The sequence below is a fragment of the Segetibacter koreensis DSM 18137 genome (genome assembly GCF_000374045.1).
Classification (GTDB): Bacteria; Bacteroidota; Bacteroidia; order Chitinophagales; family Chitinophagaceae; genus Segetibacter; species Segetibacter koreensis.
In genome coordinates, this window is the sequence record NZ_KB893323.1 from 1 (window position 1) to 16,552 (window position 16,552).

General features: G+C 36.6%; 17 protein-coding genes. 11 read left to right on the top strand and 6 right to left on the bottom strand.

Translation table 11 applies throughout. The features are described from left to right. From B154_RS0109700 to B154_RS33325, 4 genes are all read left to right on the top strand, one after another. Positions 1–390: sensor histidine kinase (locus tag B154_RS0109700; protein ID WP_026260085.1), on the top strand; the 390-nt coding region annotated here is incomplete at its 5' end. A gap of 604 nt (positions 391–994) precedes the next feature. Further along, on the top strand, positions 995–1,153 hold the full coding sequence (locus tag B154_RS33815; protein WP_425423106.1) for a helix-turn-helix domain-containing protein: 159 nt from the start codon (positions 995–997) through the stop codon (positions 1,151–1,153). A 41-nt stretch (positions 1,154–1,194) separates the two neighbouring features. After that, entirely contained in the window at positions 1,195–2,442 is a 1,248-nt protein-coding gene (locus tag B154_RS0109710; RefSeq protein ID WP_018613788.1) for a primase-helicase family protein, read from the top strand. 163 nt (positions 2,443–2,605) lie between these two features. Continuing rightward, positions 2,606–3,307 carry a CHC2 zinc finger domain-containing protein gene (locus B154_RS33325; RefSeq protein ID WP_018613789.1) on the top strand — a complete coding sequence of 234 codons (702 nt, stop codon included), beginning with the start codon at positions 2,606–2,608 and terminating at the stop codon, positions 3,305–3,307. Between the two features lie 189 nt (positions 3,308–3,496). Here B154_RS33325 and B154_RS0109720 read toward each other — a convergent pair whose 3' ends face one another. Together B154_RS0109720 and B154_RS0109725 are read right to left on the bottom strand one after the other, a co-directional pair. Continuing rightward, a complete protein-coding gene (locus B154_RS0109720) occupies positions 3,497–5,992 on the bottom strand; it encodes a TonB-dependent receptor (RefSeq protein WP_018613790.1) in 2,496 nt (831 codons plus the stop codon). Positions 5,993–6,175: 183 nt separating this feature from the next. Continuing rightward, on the bottom strand, positions 6,176–6,424 hold the full coding sequence (locus B154_RS0109725; protein ID WP_018613791.1) for a hypothetical protein: 249 nt from the start codon (positions 6,422–6,424) through the stop codon (positions 6,176–6,178). Between the two features lie 323 nt (positions 6,425–6,747). Here B154_RS0109725 and B154_RS0109730 point away from each other — a divergent pair, with 323 nt between their 5' ends. Continuing rightward, on the top strand, positions 6,748–7,059 hold the full coding sequence (locus tag B154_RS0109730; protein ID WP_018613792.1) for a hypothetical protein: 312 nt from the start codon (positions 6,748–6,750) through the stop codon (positions 7,057–7,059). Positions 7,060–7,228: 169 nt separating this feature from the next. Beyond that, positions 7,229–7,726, top strand: coding sequence for a hypothetical protein (locus B154_RS0109735; RefSeq protein ID WP_018613793.1), 498 nt, complete (start codon positions 7,229–7,231; stop codon positions 7,724–7,726). A gap of 97 nt (positions 7,727–7,823) precedes the next feature. On the opposite strand, the gene B154_RS0109740 is transcribed toward B154_RS0109735, so the two are convergent. Beyond that, on the bottom strand, positions 7,824–8,255 hold the full coding sequence (locus tag B154_RS0109740; RefSeq protein WP_018613794.1) for a hypothetical protein: 432 nt from the start codon (positions 8,253–8,255) through the stop codon (positions 7,824–7,826). A gap of 458 nt (positions 8,256–8,713) precedes the next feature. On the opposite strand from B154_RS0109740, the gene B154_RS0109750 reads away from it, so the two are divergent. Continuing rightward, positions 8,714–9,421, top strand: a complete 708-nt coding sequence (locus B154_RS0109750) for an alpha/beta fold hydrolase (RefSeq protein ID WP_018613796.1) — start codon at positions 8,714–8,716, stop codon at positions 9,419–9,421. 97 nt (positions 9,422–9,518) lie between these two features. On the opposite strand, the gene B154_RS0109755 is transcribed toward B154_RS0109750, so the two are convergent. The 3 genes from B154_RS0109755 to B154_RS0109765 form a co-directional block, all read right to left on the bottom strand. Next, positions 9,519–10,076 carry a type 1 glutamine amidotransferase domain-containing protein gene (locus B154_RS0109755; RefSeq protein WP_026260086.1) on the bottom strand — a complete coding sequence of 186 codons (558 nt, stop codon included), beginning with the start codon at positions 10,074–10,076 and terminating at the stop codon, positions 9,519–9,521. A 175-nt stretch (positions 10,077–10,251) separates the two neighbouring features. Next, the gene (locus B154_RS28175) at positions 10,252–11,511 is read right to left on the bottom strand and encodes a DUF418 domain-containing protein (protein ID WP_018613798.1); all 1,260 of its coding nucleotides are present in this window, start codon (positions 11,509–11,511) and stop codon (positions 10,252–10,254) included. Positions 11,512–11,764: 253 nt separating this feature from the next. Then, complete coding sequence (locus B154_RS0109765; RefSeq protein ID WP_018613799.1) at positions 11,765–11,971, bottom strand: hypothetical protein; 207 nt, start codon at positions 11,969–11,971, stop codon at positions 11,765–11,767. 230 nt (positions 11,972–12,201) lie between these two features. On the opposite strand from B154_RS0109765, the gene B154_RS0109770 reads away from it, so the two are divergent. From B154_RS0109770 to B154_RS0109785, 4 genes are all read left to right on the top strand, one after another. Continuing rightward, the gene (locus tag B154_RS0109770; protein ID WP_018613800.1) at positions 12,202–12,600 is read left to right on the top strand and encodes a hypothetical protein; all 399 of its coding nucleotides are present in this window, start codon (positions 12,202–12,204) and stop codon (positions 12,598–12,600) included. 106 nt (positions 12,601–12,706) lie between these two features. Then, positions 12,707–14,548 (top strand): T9SS-dependent choice-of-anchor J family protein, encoded by a 1,842-nt coding sequence (locus tag B154_RS0109775; protein ID WP_018613801.1) that lies wholly within the window; start codon positions 12,707–12,709, stop codon positions 14,546–14,548. A gap of 431 nt (positions 14,549–14,979) precedes the next feature. Beyond that, positions 14,980–15,402: a hypothetical protein gene (locus B154_RS0109780; protein WP_018613802.1), complete on the top strand. Its 423-nt coding sequence runs from the start codon at positions 14,980–14,982 to the stop codon at positions 15,400–15,402. A 2-nt stretch (positions 15,403–15,404) separates the two neighbouring features. Then, the gene (locus B154_RS0109785; protein WP_018613803.1) at positions 15,405–16,544 is read left to right on the top strand and encodes an AI-2E family transporter; all 1,140 of its coding nucleotides are present in this window, start codon (positions 15,405–15,407) and stop codon (positions 16,542–16,544) included. Positions 16,545–16,552 lie beyond the last annotated feature (8 nt).

Genomic DNA, 16,552 nt, shown 5'->3' on the forward strand with positions numbered 1-16,552 from the left:
GAAACACATTTTGATGAAAGTATAGGAAAGATAGAGGTTGTTCCACAGGATGTTGGAAGAATTTTATTAAACCTATTCAACAATGCTTTTTATGCGGTAAATGAAAAAAAGAAACAGCTAAATGGAACGTTTGAACCGTTAGTTTTAGTTACCACAAAAAGATCAGGTGAAGAAGTACAAATTCGGGTAAGAGACAACGGAACAGGCATTCCGCAAAAAGTAGTTGATAAAATTTTTCAACCCTTTTTTACGACTAAACCAACAGGACAGGGAACAGGATTGGGACTATCATTGAGTTATGATATTATTAAAGCGCTCGGAGGGGAATTGTCAGTTCAAACACAGGAACATGACTTCTCCGCATTTACCGTTTCACTACCCATTAGATAGAATAGGGAAAAATATCGAAAAAGATACAATAAACAAAGCGCTTCTTTTATAAACTAGATCTTCATGACACTTGCATTGAAAACGTTCTTTCATGATTATGAAAAGGCCGAATAAGAATGTCTAATAATAAGTTGAATCATCAGTTGAATTTATGTTCATCTCACACACCCTCACCACTACAAATATTTGAAGAAGCTTGATATAAATTGGTAGGCTAAAAACGAAAAAAGGCAGTAAACACTGAGTTTTACTAGACTTCTACCACAAAATCCTCATCTATGTCGTCGTGATGCCTATAGAGTAAGTCGAGCTTTACAGTTCTTCAACTTAATACTTTGTCCGCTACTTATTTTAGTACAAACATACACGTCTTAGCCAATCTAACCTCTTCTAAATCAATCCTAAAAAATCCCCTACCAATCCATCATTGATTTCTTAAGTTTTCTTAATCAGATTTACGTCCATAAAACAAAAACATATGGACACTTTATTTATCCCAACTGAAAACGACATTAAGAGCTGGATCCGGGAAGCGGTGAACGAAAGTCTCAGCGTATCTGTTGCACAAAATGATAAGTCTGCTAATCTGGCGCAGTAACCACTTATAAGCAGGAAAGATGTAGGCCGGTTCTTAGGCATCTCCATGGTTACTCTTAACGACTGGATGAAGAAAGGTTTGCCTAACCATAAGGTAAACGGTAGAGTTTACTTCCAAAGGTCAGAAGTGCTGGAGTATGTAAAAACAAGCCGACGGAAGTTGTAATACCTACAGAAGACTTTTTTAATTGTAATAAATCAGCAAGTATGAACGGCATTGTAGAGAATGAACAGGAGCAGGAATACTTACGTATAGGTACAACCTATTATAGAAAAATAAGAAAACCACTAGCTTCAGGTGATGTTACAGAGTTGTTGTTGCCATGGTCAGTAGAATGTATTAAGCAGGACTATGGAAAAGCTTTTTTATCTGCTATTCCGCGTTATAAGGGTTTTTGCCTTGTTCCCAATCACTTGGAATACAAAAGGGAAATTGATAACTTTTATAACCAGTACTACCCTTTTCCTCATGAGCCTCGTCCGGGTTACCCCAAACATACCCTTGTTTTTTTAAATCACATCTTTGGCGAACAGCTGGATCTGGGTTTGGATTACTTGAAAGTTTTACTGCTGCATCCTGTACAGATACTTCCTATCCTATGCCTGGTAAGTACAGAGCGAAATACAGGCAAGACAACTTTTTTAAATTTTCTAAAAGCTATCTACGGTTCCAACATGACCATCAATAGCAATGAGGATTTCAGAAGCAACTTCAATGCAGAATGGGCACATAAACTAATAATTGGTGTTGATGAAACTTTCCTTGACCGTAAAGAAGACTCCGAACGTATCAAAAATCTAAGTACTTCCCGTTATTATAAGATAGAAGCCAAGGGCCAGGACAGGCAGGAAATTGAATTTTTCGGCAAGTTCATCCTATGCTCCAACAATGAAGACAACTTTATCATGATTGATGCAAAGGAAATCAGGTATTGGATAAGAAGGCTGTCTACATTGCAAGCACCTAACAATAAACTGTTGGCTGAGCTGGAAGCTGAAATTCCTGTTTTTATTCATTATTTACTTAACCGCCCGTTTACTACAAAATGCGCTACCCGGATGTGGTTCACACCTGAGCAAATCGCTACAAGCGCCTTAAAACGACTAAAGAAGTACAACCGAAACAAACTCGAAGTAGAGATGGCTCAAATCCTGCTAACCATTGTTGACCAGAAGGAATTATGTGAACTATGCTTCTGTTTATCCGATATGCAGGAGTGGTTGCAGAAAAAGGGTTTTAGATGCTATGACAGCAACAGCATCAAAAAAGTACTTCAAGACACCTGGAAACTTGTTCCTTCTGAAAACTCAAATTCCTATACACAATACCGCTTCGGTAGTGACGGAAGTATATACGAATACAACTACAAGGGAAGGTATTATAAGCTGTCACAAAAAGAGGTTATAAACCTTCATTTTTCTGATGATTTTGATGACAGGAGTATAAGTATTTGAAGCTAAATAAGTTATGATCATCAGAAACGTCATCAACATTTCATCAGAAAAAACACTTTGATGAAAGCTCTTATCCTCCTGATGAAAAAAAGATGAAGTGATAAGTAATTAAAAATCAAATAGTAAGAGTGCGTTTCATCAAAATCATCAAAAAATCAAGCATATGGCCACCCATTTTTTTTCCTACGAGGAATTGAGGCAAACAGATATTGTAGAGTACCTGGAGAAATTAGGTTACCAGCCACAAAAAATCACCAACAATGACTACTGGTACTTGTCACCATTAAGAGATGAAAAAGAAGCCTCTTTTAAGGTGAACCGAAAATTAAATGCATGGTTTGATCATGGTTCAGGGAAAGGTGGAAACTTTATAGATTTTGGAGTTCTATACTATAAATGCAGTTTTGAACAACTTATTGAAAAGATAGAAAACTTTTTTTCTTTTCATCCGGGAAACGTACCGGTTCAACCGCCTCTTATCAACACTCAAGAAGCCAAGGAGGCACTTGAACCTAAAATAAAAGTGATAGCCGCAAAACCACTCACAAATCCTATCCTTTATCCTCGAATCCGACTAATTTCTTTAATAACGTTATCTTCTGCAATGCTCAAAAGAACAGCAATTTCATTACTGGTTATATACTTATCGCTAGCCAATATCACTTCAAGTACTGAATTAGTTATCTCTTCCATTCTATTTTCCATATTATTATCTACCAGTGGTAGTAATTTAAAATTTACAACTCATTTTTTTGTTTCTGCCTATACTCTACTTCAACTTTATTTTTTAAAACCTATTTTAAATATTAGAGGTCTATTTACCAATTTTGGTTCGATCAACTGTCAACTACTAATTCCGGGATAGGACTTAACCATCGAAAATGGTAACTTAAACGTAACTTTAATTTAAAAGAATTTCCTCAGGTAAACATTAACGTTGCTCATAACTTTTTACACGGCGCATTTAAGGTCCCTAATATTTCTTCCAATAAAAGTAGAGTTTAAATAAAATACCCTAGCCCTTTTTTAATCAACTAGTGTGGACCAATAATAACTACTCTAAAGCCGGGTTCGAATTCTCGTTGGGCTCCTTTTCTTTCTTGAACTCCAACCTGCCAAACTTCCACGTGAAGTTTAATCCAAAAGATCTGAAAGGTATACTACGCTGGCTAGTAACAATAAAATTTGGACCATAAAGAGAAGTACGCATGTTTACCACATCTTTAAATGGATTGGTAGCGGTGAGGGCCAAGCTTCCGTTCTTGTTCCAGAATTGCTTCCGTACTGCAAAACTGTAGTTAGTAAAAGAAGGGTACTTCCCCTGGGCCTCATTGCGGGCAGAATTGAAGTTGCCAAAAAACTCTCCAAAAAGAGTGTTAGTAAACTGATAGCTGCTGTTGAGGTTAAACCTGTAATTAAAACTAGAGGAATTGTATCCTTTATCAATTGCATTTATAATATCACGGTGAAAAAAGAACATGTTGGTTCGTATGCTCATCTTCTTTACCAACCGCAGATCTGTAAAGAGGTTAAAACCTATATTTTTTTCCGTTCCTATATTTTGACGGGTAGAAACGGCCACGTGGGTATAGGTTGTATCGCCAACAGTATATTCAGGATAGTAAGTAACAAACGGCTGAATATCGTTCATATTGAGGCGGTAAAACAGGTTCACCATGAAAGAGCCGGCCTTGCCAAGGTCTTTGTTATAGGCAAACTCATACCTTTTGCTGCTTTCAGGTACCAGGTTAGGGTTACCAGTAGAGATGTTTTTTGGATCGCTGGTATTTACAAATGGATTAAGATCTCCATAGTCGGGGCGTCCAATTCTCTTTGAGTAACTTAACCTTAAAGCTCCGCCGTTTTCACCCAATTTCTTCGACAGGTATATTGATGGAACGAAGCTATTGTACCCGGGCACTTTTCGTTGCTGTTGTGCATTGGAGTAAAACGCCTCTATTTCAGTTCGTTCGTATCGCCCCCCTACTTTGGCATCAAACAATTTCGCTACAAGAAAGGTTAGCTCAGAATAAAGTGCATAGACTTTTTGATGATAGTTAAGGTTATTGGTCAAAAAAGGATTAGGCTGGTACTGGCCGGTTGGGTTGTTATACGTAAGGACATCAGAGCTGCTGGCAATATCAATAAAATTTGCTTTGCTTCCTACTCCAAGTATTACATTTTTCTTCAAAGGCTGGGTATAGTCTATCAGTAATTCGTTGTCGTTCTGATTGCCGGGGTTTGTACTGTTATTACCATAGTAAAGCTGGTGAGCTGGCTGCAAAAACTGCATGCTCGAGGTTCTGTTGTAGCTGTTGCCTAGTGATGAATTGAGTGCGATGTCGAGCTCCTTGTCTTCTTTATTAAAAGTTCGTTTATAATTGAGGTTAGCATCTATATTATGAAAACGAAAAGCGTTGTCTGTATTATTTATAGAAGAAATTTTTGAAATATTACTGCTATTACCACCATCATCTTTACTATCCTGCAACTGATTGGTATAGCCGCTCCCATCGGTTCCAAAACTGTTAAAGGAAATTGCACCCGTTAGGCTGTTCTTATCATTATAACTCCAATCAAATCCTGCTCCTGCCTGTAAGCCATGCCGATGAATGCGCGAAAGGCCATCCTGGTGTAAGTAAATGTTAGTACTGGCTGCGGTATCGTTAGTTACCCGGTCAGAATAAGAAGGAGTATTTGCACGTAAACGGGTATTGCCACTTACAAAGGCGTTTACTGCAAATTTACCCTTCCGGGCATTGAAATTAAAAGAACCGTTTTCGGTACGGGTACCACCTGTAAGTGAAAGATTTCCGTTAATACCCTGTGCATTGCTCTTTTTAAGGATAATGTTGATAATACCACCTAACCCCTGCGCATCGTATTTTGCCCCCGGGTTAGTAATTACTTCTATGCTTTTAATCTGGTTGGCGGGTATCGCCTGCAATACGTCTGCAATGTTGCTTCCAAAAGCCGATGATGGTTTGCCATTTATCAAAAACCTGATACTGGCATTGCCCGCAAGTTCTACATTTCCATCTACACCTACTGTTACCTGCGGCACTTTTCTAAGTATGTCTGTAGCCACCCCGGTTTGTGAGGTGATGTCTTTCTCTGCATTAAACACCATCTTATCTATCTTATTTTCTATTACTCGTGCCTGTGCAGTTACCGTTACCCCCTGCAGTGTTGTTGCAATTGCAACCAGTGCAATGCTACCAATGTCGACGACATCATTTTTTTTAATTACTGCCAACTTGCGGAGGGTATGCGCCTTGTAACCCATAAATTCTGCTACAACATTATAAGTACCGACAGTGGATATATTGGCAATTGCAAACATGCCGGTGCTGTCTGTAGTCGCACCGTTAAAAGCTTTCTTACTACCCTCTTCGTAAAGAGTAACGGTAGCATATTCTATAGGCTTACGCGACACAGAGTCTATGACTTTACCAGTAATCTTTGCATTACCACCGGCAGATGGTTGTTGTGCCTGAACTAAAAAACCTAAAAACAATAAAAAGAGAGAGAGTGTAAATTTTCTATGCATATTCAATAAGACCTTTTAGAGTGGTAAAAATATTCAGGAAATCTGAAGCAAAGTTGATTTTATGAGTCTCACAACAACATCTTTTCGGGAACAATGCCTCCTTAAAAATCAAGTAAATTTAACTTCAAGCCATTTATTCAATTGTAGAAGCGATATCAGACTCAGTTGAAAGTATGAAAAGTTTTACATCATAAACTCTGAAAGTTCTATCTGGTTTAAATAAGGTTTCAACTCGTTTATGTTACTAAAAGACCGAACTATAAAATATTTATTGTTAGGTTTAAAACATGCTATTTCTATAAAAAAAGAATTTAGTTGATAAAGTAAAATGCTGGTGAAAGTCAATTGTATATCTCCAACATATACTGCTTCATTCCATACAAGGTCCATCTGTTGGTCTTCAGCCAATAACTTAAATTGATAAAGTGTCAAAGGAAAACTTTTGTTGCGCAAATATAAAAGAAGTAATCGTTGCCTTTAGACAAAAGAAACCTATGTGTTGTATGCCACTCGCGTTATCTTCAGCGACAGGCTTAAATATCTTTTTCTTATCATACTCGCATCATGGTGATATTTGATTTTCCGGTAGTTCCTCTTTGTTATGATGAGATGATTACTCATAACAGAAAAAAATAAAATTGAAAAAGATGCTTCTTTTTTTTAAAATAGCAGGCATAGAAAATTAATAAATATTAAACAAAAAAGAACAAATAGAATAACTTTATTACATCCTCAATAATCAAAATATTCACCTTATGACGATAGACATTTTTGGCAGACTTCAATATGTACATGAGCTAAAACCAGATATCGATATAGCCGGAGACAGGCTTTATGTTTTTTTAAAAGAAAACCGAAAAGAAGGAAAAGTGTATTATGAATACCAGGGGTCAATGCGTTCTACTCTTGAAGATACGTCTGCAGATTTTTTAAAAACTTTTCTTCCCGTGGCAACGCATTTTACAGTACCCCCAGACGAAGCTTTACCTTCTGATACAATGCAATTAAAAGAAGAACTAGATAGAAATGACAGGTCACTTGTGTTTGAAGGAATAGAAGAAGAATAATTTTATGCTGTAGCAAATTCCATCTTTCACAGCGTATCCTGCATCAGAAATTGTAGTTATGAAAATTTAAAAAGTTGTAGGAACAAAAGAAAATTTAGTAAAAATGTAACCAAAAAAGGCATTTGTTGGTATAATTTTAAAAAAGGTAATTTTATAAAAACAATATAAAATGGCTAAACCAAGTATAGAACTGATAGATGCACTGCGTACAACAGCTAACAGGCTAAAAAATGGAGCATATTATGCATGGGGCAATCATGGAGCTTGTAATTGTGGCAATTTGGTGCAATCAGTAACATTTTTAACTAAAGAAGAGATTTTAAAATATGCACAATCAGGCTTAGGGGAATGGACAGAGATTGCAGAAGAATATTGCGGAGATACCAATACACCCATAGATCTTGTGATACAAAAACTGGAAATGATCGGTCTAAACCCGGTTGATATTCACAATATAGAATACCTCAAAGATAAGGAAGTACTAAATGCATTACCAGGAGGGTTTCGGTGGTTAAAGCGAAATGTTCGTGAAGATGTGATTGTATATTTTGAAACTTTCGCTAATATTTTGGAAGAAAAGCTAATAAGTAAAATCGAGATATCGTACAAACATTTGCTGACAGAAAATGAGCAGGAAAAGAAAGCCTTGCAATTAGAAATGGCGTAGTCTTCTTTCATCAGGAAACTTTATTTCATAGACGAAAATTTTTGCAGAAAAAAGCCTCCACAATTTGTGGAGGCTGAATCACTACTACTTGCTTTATTTAATTTTTTACTGTTGATATAGAACCATTATCAGCCACTTTAAGGACAACAGAACCTTTTTCGTTTTCTGCAGAAATGTAATAAGCACTTTCCTGCGCACCTTCAAATCGGATGGCTTCTTTTACTGTGTAACCGTTATATTTTTTTGCAAAAGTTCTTTTTGCATTCACTGGTAATTCATCCAGCGTAATCGCCTGGTTGGTTCCAATTAAATCTCCGTTAGCACTGTATAATGCTTCGGTTCTTACATTGTTCAATACAAATGTTGCCTTTGTATAGTTATCGCCGGCAGTCCACTGCACATCAGATACATGTTTGAACTCAGACTGAAAATTATTGAGTACGGTATAACTTACTTTGTTTCCTTCTGCTGCAAAACTGCTAAGTGCAACGGTAACTGCTAGTAAACCAGAGATGAATAACTTTTTCATTTTTTATTTTTTTAATTGTTTTTTTAAAAATTGTCAGTTTTATTTGATTGACAATTCAAAAGTAGAACCCCTAAAAGGCTTGTGCAATTGAATTGGGACCAAAAGCATTTATTGACTTAGTTATTGTGACAAACGGCGGCATTTTTCTCATTGAAATCCCCTCAAACTTAACGCAGATAAAGGTTTTAACGCGTTATCTGAAATAGTAAAAAAGGCCTGAAATAGTGGATGATTTTACTAAATTATATCTGTAAGTGGGATGAGTGGTAAAAGATGGAGTGATTTAAAGTTCTTAACTGTTGCCCAGGTTCTCTTGTTTATCTTTGTCCTACTTTCTAATCACCCTTCAGCAATTTGGGTTAGCATCTGAAAATACAGGTTTTTGTTTTGCAGGTAATATCATAAAAACTTCGTTAGTAAGGCTAAAAGAAAATAAAGTATAAAAATTATTATAACTCATGCGTATAATCTTCATTCCTGGTTTAGGTGAAGAGGTGTCAATTTTCGATAAAATACAAGCATCCCTTCCGCAGGAAAAAGTGTTTATTGATAATTGGAAATGGTTAGGGCATTTACCTGAAAAAGGACTAAACGCTTTAGTGTATGCAAAATATTTGGTTGAGCAGTTTGAAATTAAGGAAGGAGATGTCATACTTGGTCATTCAATGGGCGGATGGATCGGATGGTATATCAAGCACCTGGTGGGTTGCCGGCTCATTCAGGTTGCATCCTGGACGGACAGCAGTAAAATAATAAAGGTGCCGTTAGAGCGGCATTTAATGTATTGGTTGGCAAAAAGAGGAATTGGTTTTAATACTGTGGCGCTTCGCATTCTTGTTTGGCTACATTATAAGAATAAGCCATCAAAAGAAATATTTATTGAAATTTTCGAAAGGTTAAGAAGAGGTGATAAGGAAATTGTCGCCAAACAATTAATGGTTATCTTTAATCCTGTTAAAATACCGGTTAACGTAGCTCCGGACGTTAGAATTCATGCAAAAGCTGACCATATTGTAAAGTATCCTTCGCAGACTTTTCATGAAGTTCCAGGAGATCATTTTTCTTTGGTTACTCACCCTAAACAAGTTTATAAGCCAATCACCAATTTTTTAAAGGCTGAAGGAGTACCGTTTGTTGGAATTGAAGGAAAGAAAGCATCGACTTGAGATAATTAGCAGAAAAAATTTACTAATAGTTACTTTTAGAAATTTACATAAAAAAGCCACCCGCACAGGTGGCTTTTTTATGTAAACCATACGTTATTTACGCATGCATTCCTGCATGCACTCCTTCCCTGAATTCCTCTACTATTTTTTTGTTGAACGCTGGCAGATCTTTTGGTGACCGGCTTGTGATTAATCCATTATCAACCACAACCTCCTTGTCTACCCAGTTTGCGCCTGCATTTTTTAAATCTGTTTTAATGGATGGATACGAGGTAAGTGTCTTACCAGAAACTACACCAGCTTCAATAAGCAATTGTGGACCATGACAGATAGCCGCTACTGGCTTGCCGGCCTCAAAAAAAGAACGGACAAATTTAACACAGTCTTCATTTATCCGCATCAGGTCAGGGTTGATTACTCCTCCAGGAATTAGTAAGCCATCATAATCTTCTTGTTTTGCCTCTTTTACATTTACATCGACAGGCAGTTCTATCGACCAGTCTTTTTCCTTCATAGCCCTTACACTTTGTTCAGGCGAAACTATATCAACGGTGGCTCCTGCTTCTTCAAGCGCTTTTTTAGGGCTGGTAAGCTCAACCTCTTCAAAACCTTTTTCTGTTAAAATAGCGATTTTTTTTCCTGATAACGTTGCCATAATTAAATCTTTAAAAATTAAAAAATACAATGGCAAAGCATCAAATATTTTACCAGCATCGCTTCTATTGGTTATTGGCCATCCATTTTTAATTACATAAAGATTAACCGTATAATAAATGCCTCACTTCAACAATGGTGCTATTTAAAGAGAAAGATTACCATGCAATGTTATGCTATTGCATGATAACAGCATCTTCTGCAGGAGCAGCTAAAGGGGCAGTCTCTTTCTTTTGCTTTAGCATGGGCTGCCATTTCAACAAAGTCCCTGATCTCCATAACCACTCCAAAGGACCATAGTTAAAATATTGCAGCCACCATTTACTAAATATCATCTGGCACATAAAAAATGTGATTGCAATAAGGTAGTTTAACCCGGGACTTGTTTTTGTGTACAAATGAAAGCCGACACCGTAAAATAATATTAAACCGAATATAGTTTGTGTTATATAGCTGCTTAAGGCCATTTTGCCGACAGGTGCCATTGGAAAGAAGAACTTGCGGCCACCTTTAGTAAACATTAGTAAAGTAAGACCGGTGACAAAAAATACCACCAGTGCAGCATTAAAAACATCATAAAAGATCATGAAAATGTAGCCGGCATACGGGCTTTGCTGCCATCCTAATTTTAATATTGCATCTGCGGCAAACATGCCCAAACCACATGCTAGCGCAATACCCATAACTAAGGCGCTTCGACGAAATATTTTTCTAAAAAGAGGTTTTGATTCTATGCCATTTTCAAACATTTTTTTGCGACCTACAAACATTCCTAAAAGAAAAAAGCCAAGCGTTATAAATAATCGGCCGCTATTTACCTGGAATTCGAACTTCGTACTTAGGTGGTTTAAGTTATACTTAAGAATATCCATGAGGCTACCGTGATCAATTAACGCGTTATAAGACGTAGCCATTGCGGCAAAATCTCCAAAGCCTTGCTGAGTGTGACTAAGTAACTGCACCAGGCCAATAATCTTACCGGGAAGATTAAGAGCAAGCAACAAACCTGTGATCAGTACCCATTTGTTGTTTAGTTTTCTAAGCATTAAAAGAACAAATCCTAAAGGAGCATATATGGAGAGTATATCACCCATCCACAAAGCGTGATGAGCAAGTCCTATTATTAGAAGTAAAATGAGGCGCCACGAATACCGGCGAAGGAAAGTATTAGGGTCATGTTGTAAACGGCGCATCTGAAGGTAGAAACTAAGACCAAAAAGAAAGGAAAAGAAAGCAAAAAACTTTCCTGTAACAAAAAGGTTGTTAAATATATCAGCGACCTGGCTACCGACGTCTTTATATTTTCCATATACCTCATCGGGAAGTGGCCCTGCCGTGTACCAATAGATAAAGTGGGCTAACATAATACCCAGAAGTGCGAAACCCCGAAGGGCATCGACTGTAACAAGCCTGTCGTTAGTTGTGGTTGGTTGCATATACAAATCTTCACATAAAATACCTCAACGACAATCATTATAGTAAGAGTGGTTAAAAAATTGTATAAGCAATAGTATTTTTAATTTTAATGGATTTTTCTCAAATTAAGATGAGAAAACCACCATAGTAATCCAACTAAGAAAATTATTAAAATTTCATTTGAAATAGAAGATTACCGTTATGCTTTCATTTCAATACACTGCTGTTGACCTCAATCCAAAGAGTTACAAAACTTCGCTTTGGCACTCGCGATCAAAGAGTATCCCTTTTTATTTTTGCGCTTGAAGAGTCTACGCGAGTAGTGGTATCACGGGTTTCATTTGGCAGTTGATTTTCTGCATTTGAGGAACCTAACGTACCGCCTGTAGCAGCATGGGCATCAGGTTTTCCTGTTACCTGCATGGGTTCATTACACGCAAATGCAAATGCTAACAATGAAAGTGCACATAGTTTTTTCATATTTTTTATGTTTAATTAAATCCTACTAATAAAATACCAGCCTTTTATCAAACCGCATCTTTCATTTACCTGGGTGAAATTTTTATACCTGATAAGTGATAAAAAGAAACAAAACAGCGATTGTTGATTTTGATTGCTTTATTTGCATATTTGACATGAAATCAAAAGAAGTTTTTGCCCTTTTTACATTTACAATTTAAACCACTTCTTAATAACATTCTTTATAAGTAATGAAATATTCTAATTATATTGGTGCAGCGTCCGCACTTGCATTGATCATTTTTTGTTTTGTTCCCTGGGTTTATATCGAATCAATCCACGCAACTATTAACGGTGTAAATACTGGTCAGACGACCTTTGGTAGTCCGGCCATCATCCATATTTTTCTTTCTGTTTTTTCAATTATTCTTTTTGTGCTACCTAAAGTATGGTCAAAAGGCATTAACGTGTTTGTTGTTGCATTTAATTTTGCCTGGTCAATACGAAATTTTTTGTTGTTTACTCAATGCCAAATGGGGGAATGTCCTGAAAAGAGAGCAGGCATTTATGCAATTATCCTTCTTTCTTTTCTTATGATGGTAATGACACTATTTCCAAAGATAAATGTAGAAGATAAAATATCTGAATGAGTACGCCAAAAAGATAGGTATCAAAAAAAGTTGAAAGAGACAATTTTTCGTAGAAGTTATCGTTATCTAACGAAAGGCTATTTTAACGAGTCAAAAAAACCACTCTATGAAAAGAATTTTTCTCCTATTCCTTTTTTTAACCTCATTATCTCTTGCTCAATCTCAAACTATATTAGATGAAGATTTTGAAGGGGAAACTTTTCCACCACAAGACTGGACGTTAATCAATGGCAATGAACCTCTTGGCTATAACTGGGCCAGCAACAGCGACACAAACCTGGCTTATGTAAATAGCACGGGCAAGTCATATCCTGCATTAGAAGGTTATGGATCTATGGTGTATGAAGCAGATGCAACCAATGCTAAAGCGTGGGCTATTACTCCTGCTATCAGTTTAACCAATGGTTATTCTTATACCATTAGTTTTTATTACCGGGTGGCTAATACTGATTTTCCTGAAAAAATGAAAGTGACCGTCGGAAACGATGCCACCATACAAGCTCAAAACACCGTGCTTTGGGACAATAATGGCGGTACAGGCTTAACTAATGAAACATCGTGGACACAAGGAACGATCAATTATATTCCCACAGCTTCGGGAAATTTTTATTTTGGGTTTAACTGCTATTCTGATGCTAACAGTGTTGCTTTGGTAGTTGACAATATTAAAATAGAAGCCACTCCAACCGCAGTTCCTCCATGTGCAGTTTTAACCGGTCCTGCTAATGGTGCTACAAATATTTCTGCACCGCAGGCGCTTTTTACCTGGGATTCTGCCTCTACAGCTTCACAGTATATTTTTAAGTTAGGCACAACCAGTTCTCCCGATAGCGTAGGTTTTTCACCTGGCAACAATACATACCGATCTGATCTGGCTTATAATACGACTTATTATTGGAGTATTGTTCCAAAAAATGCTTTAGGATCTGCTGTGGGATGTCCTGTTTATTCATTTACAACACAGCCTGCCCCACCTGCTCCTGCTAACGATGATTGTGCCGGAGCAATTCACCTTAACGACGCGTCATCTGTTCAAAGTTCTACCAGAAGTGCAACTCAGAGCATGCCTGCAGAATCTTGTTTTGGCACTACCGGAGAAGCAAATGACGATGTTTGGTTTACATTCACTGCTCCACAATCAGGTAGTACCACCTTAACGCTTACACCTGATTTAATTTTTGATGCTGTTATTAATGTTTATTCAGGTACTTGCGGTTCTCTCACTAGTTTAGCCTGTGCAGATCAGGGCTTCGATGGAGAACCGGAAACGCTTACACTTACAAATCTTACAGCAGGACAAATTTATTATGTAAGAGTATACGGATATGGCAATGCAGGAAAAGATGGATCTTTTACTCTAACTGCATCGGGAAATACACTTCCTGTAACCATTACAAGCTTTAAAGGAGTTCATAATGGGTATGAAAATGTTTTATCGTGGACAACTCTCACCGAGCAAAACAATAAAGGATTTGAATTGCAAAGTTCAGCAAATGGCAAAGATTTCACCACCCTTGCATTTATCGGTTCTAAAGCTTTTAATGGCAATAGTTCTTTACCGCTCACATATGAGTATAGAGATGCAAAACCACGTAACGGAAACAGTTATTACAGATTAAAACAGGTGGACAAAGATGGCAGGTTTACAACAGGTAATATTGTTTTATTAAAAGGATCGGCAATAAATAATTTCGCTTTGTCGAATCTCTATCCAAACCCGGCGAAATCTTTTGTAAACGTTATAATAACTGCACCGACTGCAACAAAAGTGAGCATAATAGTAACAGACCTTGCCGGCAGGCCGGTAATGCAACAAGCGGGACAACTCGCTTCTGGTGAAAATAATATCTCTTTAAATATCAATAACCTTCCTTATGGAAGTTACATACTTAAAGCTGTATCTGCTGATGGCAATCAAACATCAGTAAGTAAGTTTGTAAAACAATAGGCAAAGTCACATTTAGCATTACTTGAGGAGGCTGTTTGAAATCAAACAGCCTCTTTTTATTTACTGGTTATTTACTGAAAAATTAAGATTATAATTACCCAAACAAAAGTCCAAATCTCAATTTCAAGCAACCTTTACGTTTTGACCGGTTAAGGAGTAATAATGGCTTAAATAATTGATACAAAAGAGTGATGAAATTTCTCAGGAATTAGAAAATGCTTTCTCTATTTTTAACTATTATTCTATGGCACGATTTATATAAATAACAATTAACGAATGTGGTTATTGGTAGAATCCAAAAAAGCCGAGTAAAATGTTCATTCAGAAAATGTTTGAAATTTTAAAAGAAGGTCTTGAAGAAATCTTTACAAAATGATATTCTGCTATTGTAAAACAAATTGTCACCAGTTTCTTATTAATTATAGATTATTATGGAACCAAAAGAAAAAAAATCTCCGGTAGAAATAGTTCAAAAATTGATCGCTATTGATACTACCCGTAAAGAGGTCAGTGAAAGAATGATGAAAAGTAATGCTGCAAGTAGTATGCGAGACAAATTGAAATTAGTTTCAGCACAAAGTCAGAAATTTGTAAAATCACTTTTAAATGAACTTTCGCAGTTTGGCGATGCTGTTCAGTCTGAAGTAAATCATGAAGATGAATATCACGAGATTTGGAATAAGTCACTTGCCAATATTGATAATATGGAGGCTTCTTTATTAGAAGACAATTTTAAAAGATCAGAAAATAGTTTAATTAGCATCTATTCCGAACTTCTAGACTCCTACCCTGATTTACCTACTACGCTTCACGAACTTTTAACTGATCAGCTTAAAGAACTTAAGCAAACATAACTATGAAAGAATTACCAGTTTCAGTAAGACGGTCTATAGAACTAATCGGATTGTACACATGCGGGCTTATAATAGTTGAAGGAAATGGAATTATTGCTCCTATTGTAATGGCTTTTTTAATTAGTATTGTTATTTTTCCTGTATATAGTTTTTTTATACGAAAAAAATTTCCGGAATCATTATCCATCGCAATCTCGTTAATTTTATTACTTGCAATTGTAGGCGGAATAATATGGTTTTTCTCAACCCAGATTAGCGCGCTTATAGACGATTTTCCGGTAATTAAAGATAATGTTACTGTACATTTAAATTCACTGAGCGAATGGATAAATCGCAAAACGAATTTTTCCACTGAGAGGCAGCTAGCGTTTATAAATGATCAAAGTAAAAAACTGCTCAATTATGCGGGAGGAATATTAGGCGGAGCGGCTACGTCGGTCACGTCTGTTTTCGTATTTGTTGGCCTGATACCTATTTATGTTTTTCTTATATTATTTTATAAAAACCTGCTGCTTAGGTTTATTTTTCTATGGTTTCCGAGAGAAAGCCACGAGAAAGTTAAAGACGGTATGCGTGAAACGCAAACAATTATTAAAAGCTACCTGGTTGGACTGCTAATACAAATTACCTACATTACTGTTCTTTTAGGCGCCTCGCTCCTGATAATAGGAATTAAACATGCACTACTTATTGGGGTAATATTTGCTATTCTAAACCTTATTCCATACATAGGAGCCTTAATAGGAAATGTTGTTGGAGTTTTACTTACTCTAACGTCATCCCAGGAAATCTGGCCAATATATGCGGTACTGATCACGATTGCAATTGTACAGTTCTTAGATAATAATATTTTGATGCCCCGTATTGTAGGTTCAAAAGTTAAAATAAATGCACTTGCGAGTATCGTCGGGGTAATCGTAGGTGGGGCAGTAGCAGGAATTTCAGGAATGTTTCTGTCTTTACCCGTAATAGCAATCCTGAAAATTGTTTTTGACAGGTCAGACAATCTTAGGCAATGGGGCGTTTTATTTGGAGATGAACGGCCAAAGCACAGCCCAATGCGTTTTCCTGTCTTTAGACTAAAAAACAGAAAAGTTGAGGAAACAATCGAAAAAGAAGATAATATTGATACAGAAGTGTAATCTCCTCT

Coding starts and splice junctions, on each gene's coding strand:
- B154_RS0109710 (WP_018613788.1), top strand. CDS start 1,195: ATGAACGGCATTGTAGAGAATGAACAGGAGCAGGAATACTTACGTATA.
- B154_RS33325 (WP_018613789.1), top strand. CDS start 2,606: ATGGCCACCCATTTTTTTTCCTACGAGGAATTGAGGCAAACAGATATT.
- B154_RS0109720 (WP_018613790.1), bottom strand. CDS start 5,992: ATGCATAGAAAATTTACACTCTCTCTCTTTTTATTGTTTTTAGGTTTT.
- B154_RS0109730 (WP_018613792.1), top strand. CDS start 6,748: ATGACGATAGACATTTTTGGCAGACTTCAATATGTACATGAGCTAAAA.
- B154_RS0109735 (WP_018613793.1), top strand. CDS start 7,229: ATGGCTAAACCAAGTATAGAACTGATAGATGCACTGCGTACAACAGCT.
- B154_RS0109740 (WP_018613794.1), bottom strand. CDS start 8,255: ATGAAAAAGTTATTCATCTCTGGTTTACTAGCAGTTACCGTTGCACTT.
- B154_RS0109750 (WP_018613796.1), top strand. CDS start 8,714: ATGCGTATAATCTTCATTCCTGGTTTAGGTGAAGAGGTGTCAATTTTC.
- B154_RS0109755 (WP_026260086.1), bottom strand. CDS start 10,076: ATGGCAACGTTATCAGGAAAAAAAATCGCTATTTTAACAGAAAAAGGT.
- B154_RS28175 (WP_018613798.1), bottom strand. CDS start 11,511: ATGCAACCAACCACAACTAACGACAGGCTTGTTACAGTCGATGCCCTT.
- B154_RS0109765 (WP_018613799.1), bottom strand. CDS start 11,971: ATGAAAAAACTATGTGCACTTTCATTGTTAGCATTTGCATTTGCGTGT.
- B154_RS0109770 (WP_018613800.1), top strand. CDS start 12,202: ATGAAATATTCTAATTATATTGGTGCAGCGTCCGCACTTGCATTGATC.
- B154_RS0109775 (WP_018613801.1), top strand. CDS start 12,707: ATGAAAAGAATTTTTCTCCTATTCCTTTTTTTAACCTCATTATCTCTT.
- B154_RS0109780 (WP_018613802.1), top strand. CDS start 14,980: ATGGAACCAAAAGAAAAAAAATCTCCGGTAGAAATAGTTCAAAAATTG.
- B154_RS0109785 (WP_018613803.1), top strand. CDS start 15,405: ATGAAAGAATTACCAGTTTCAGTAAGACGGTCTATAGAACTAATCGGA.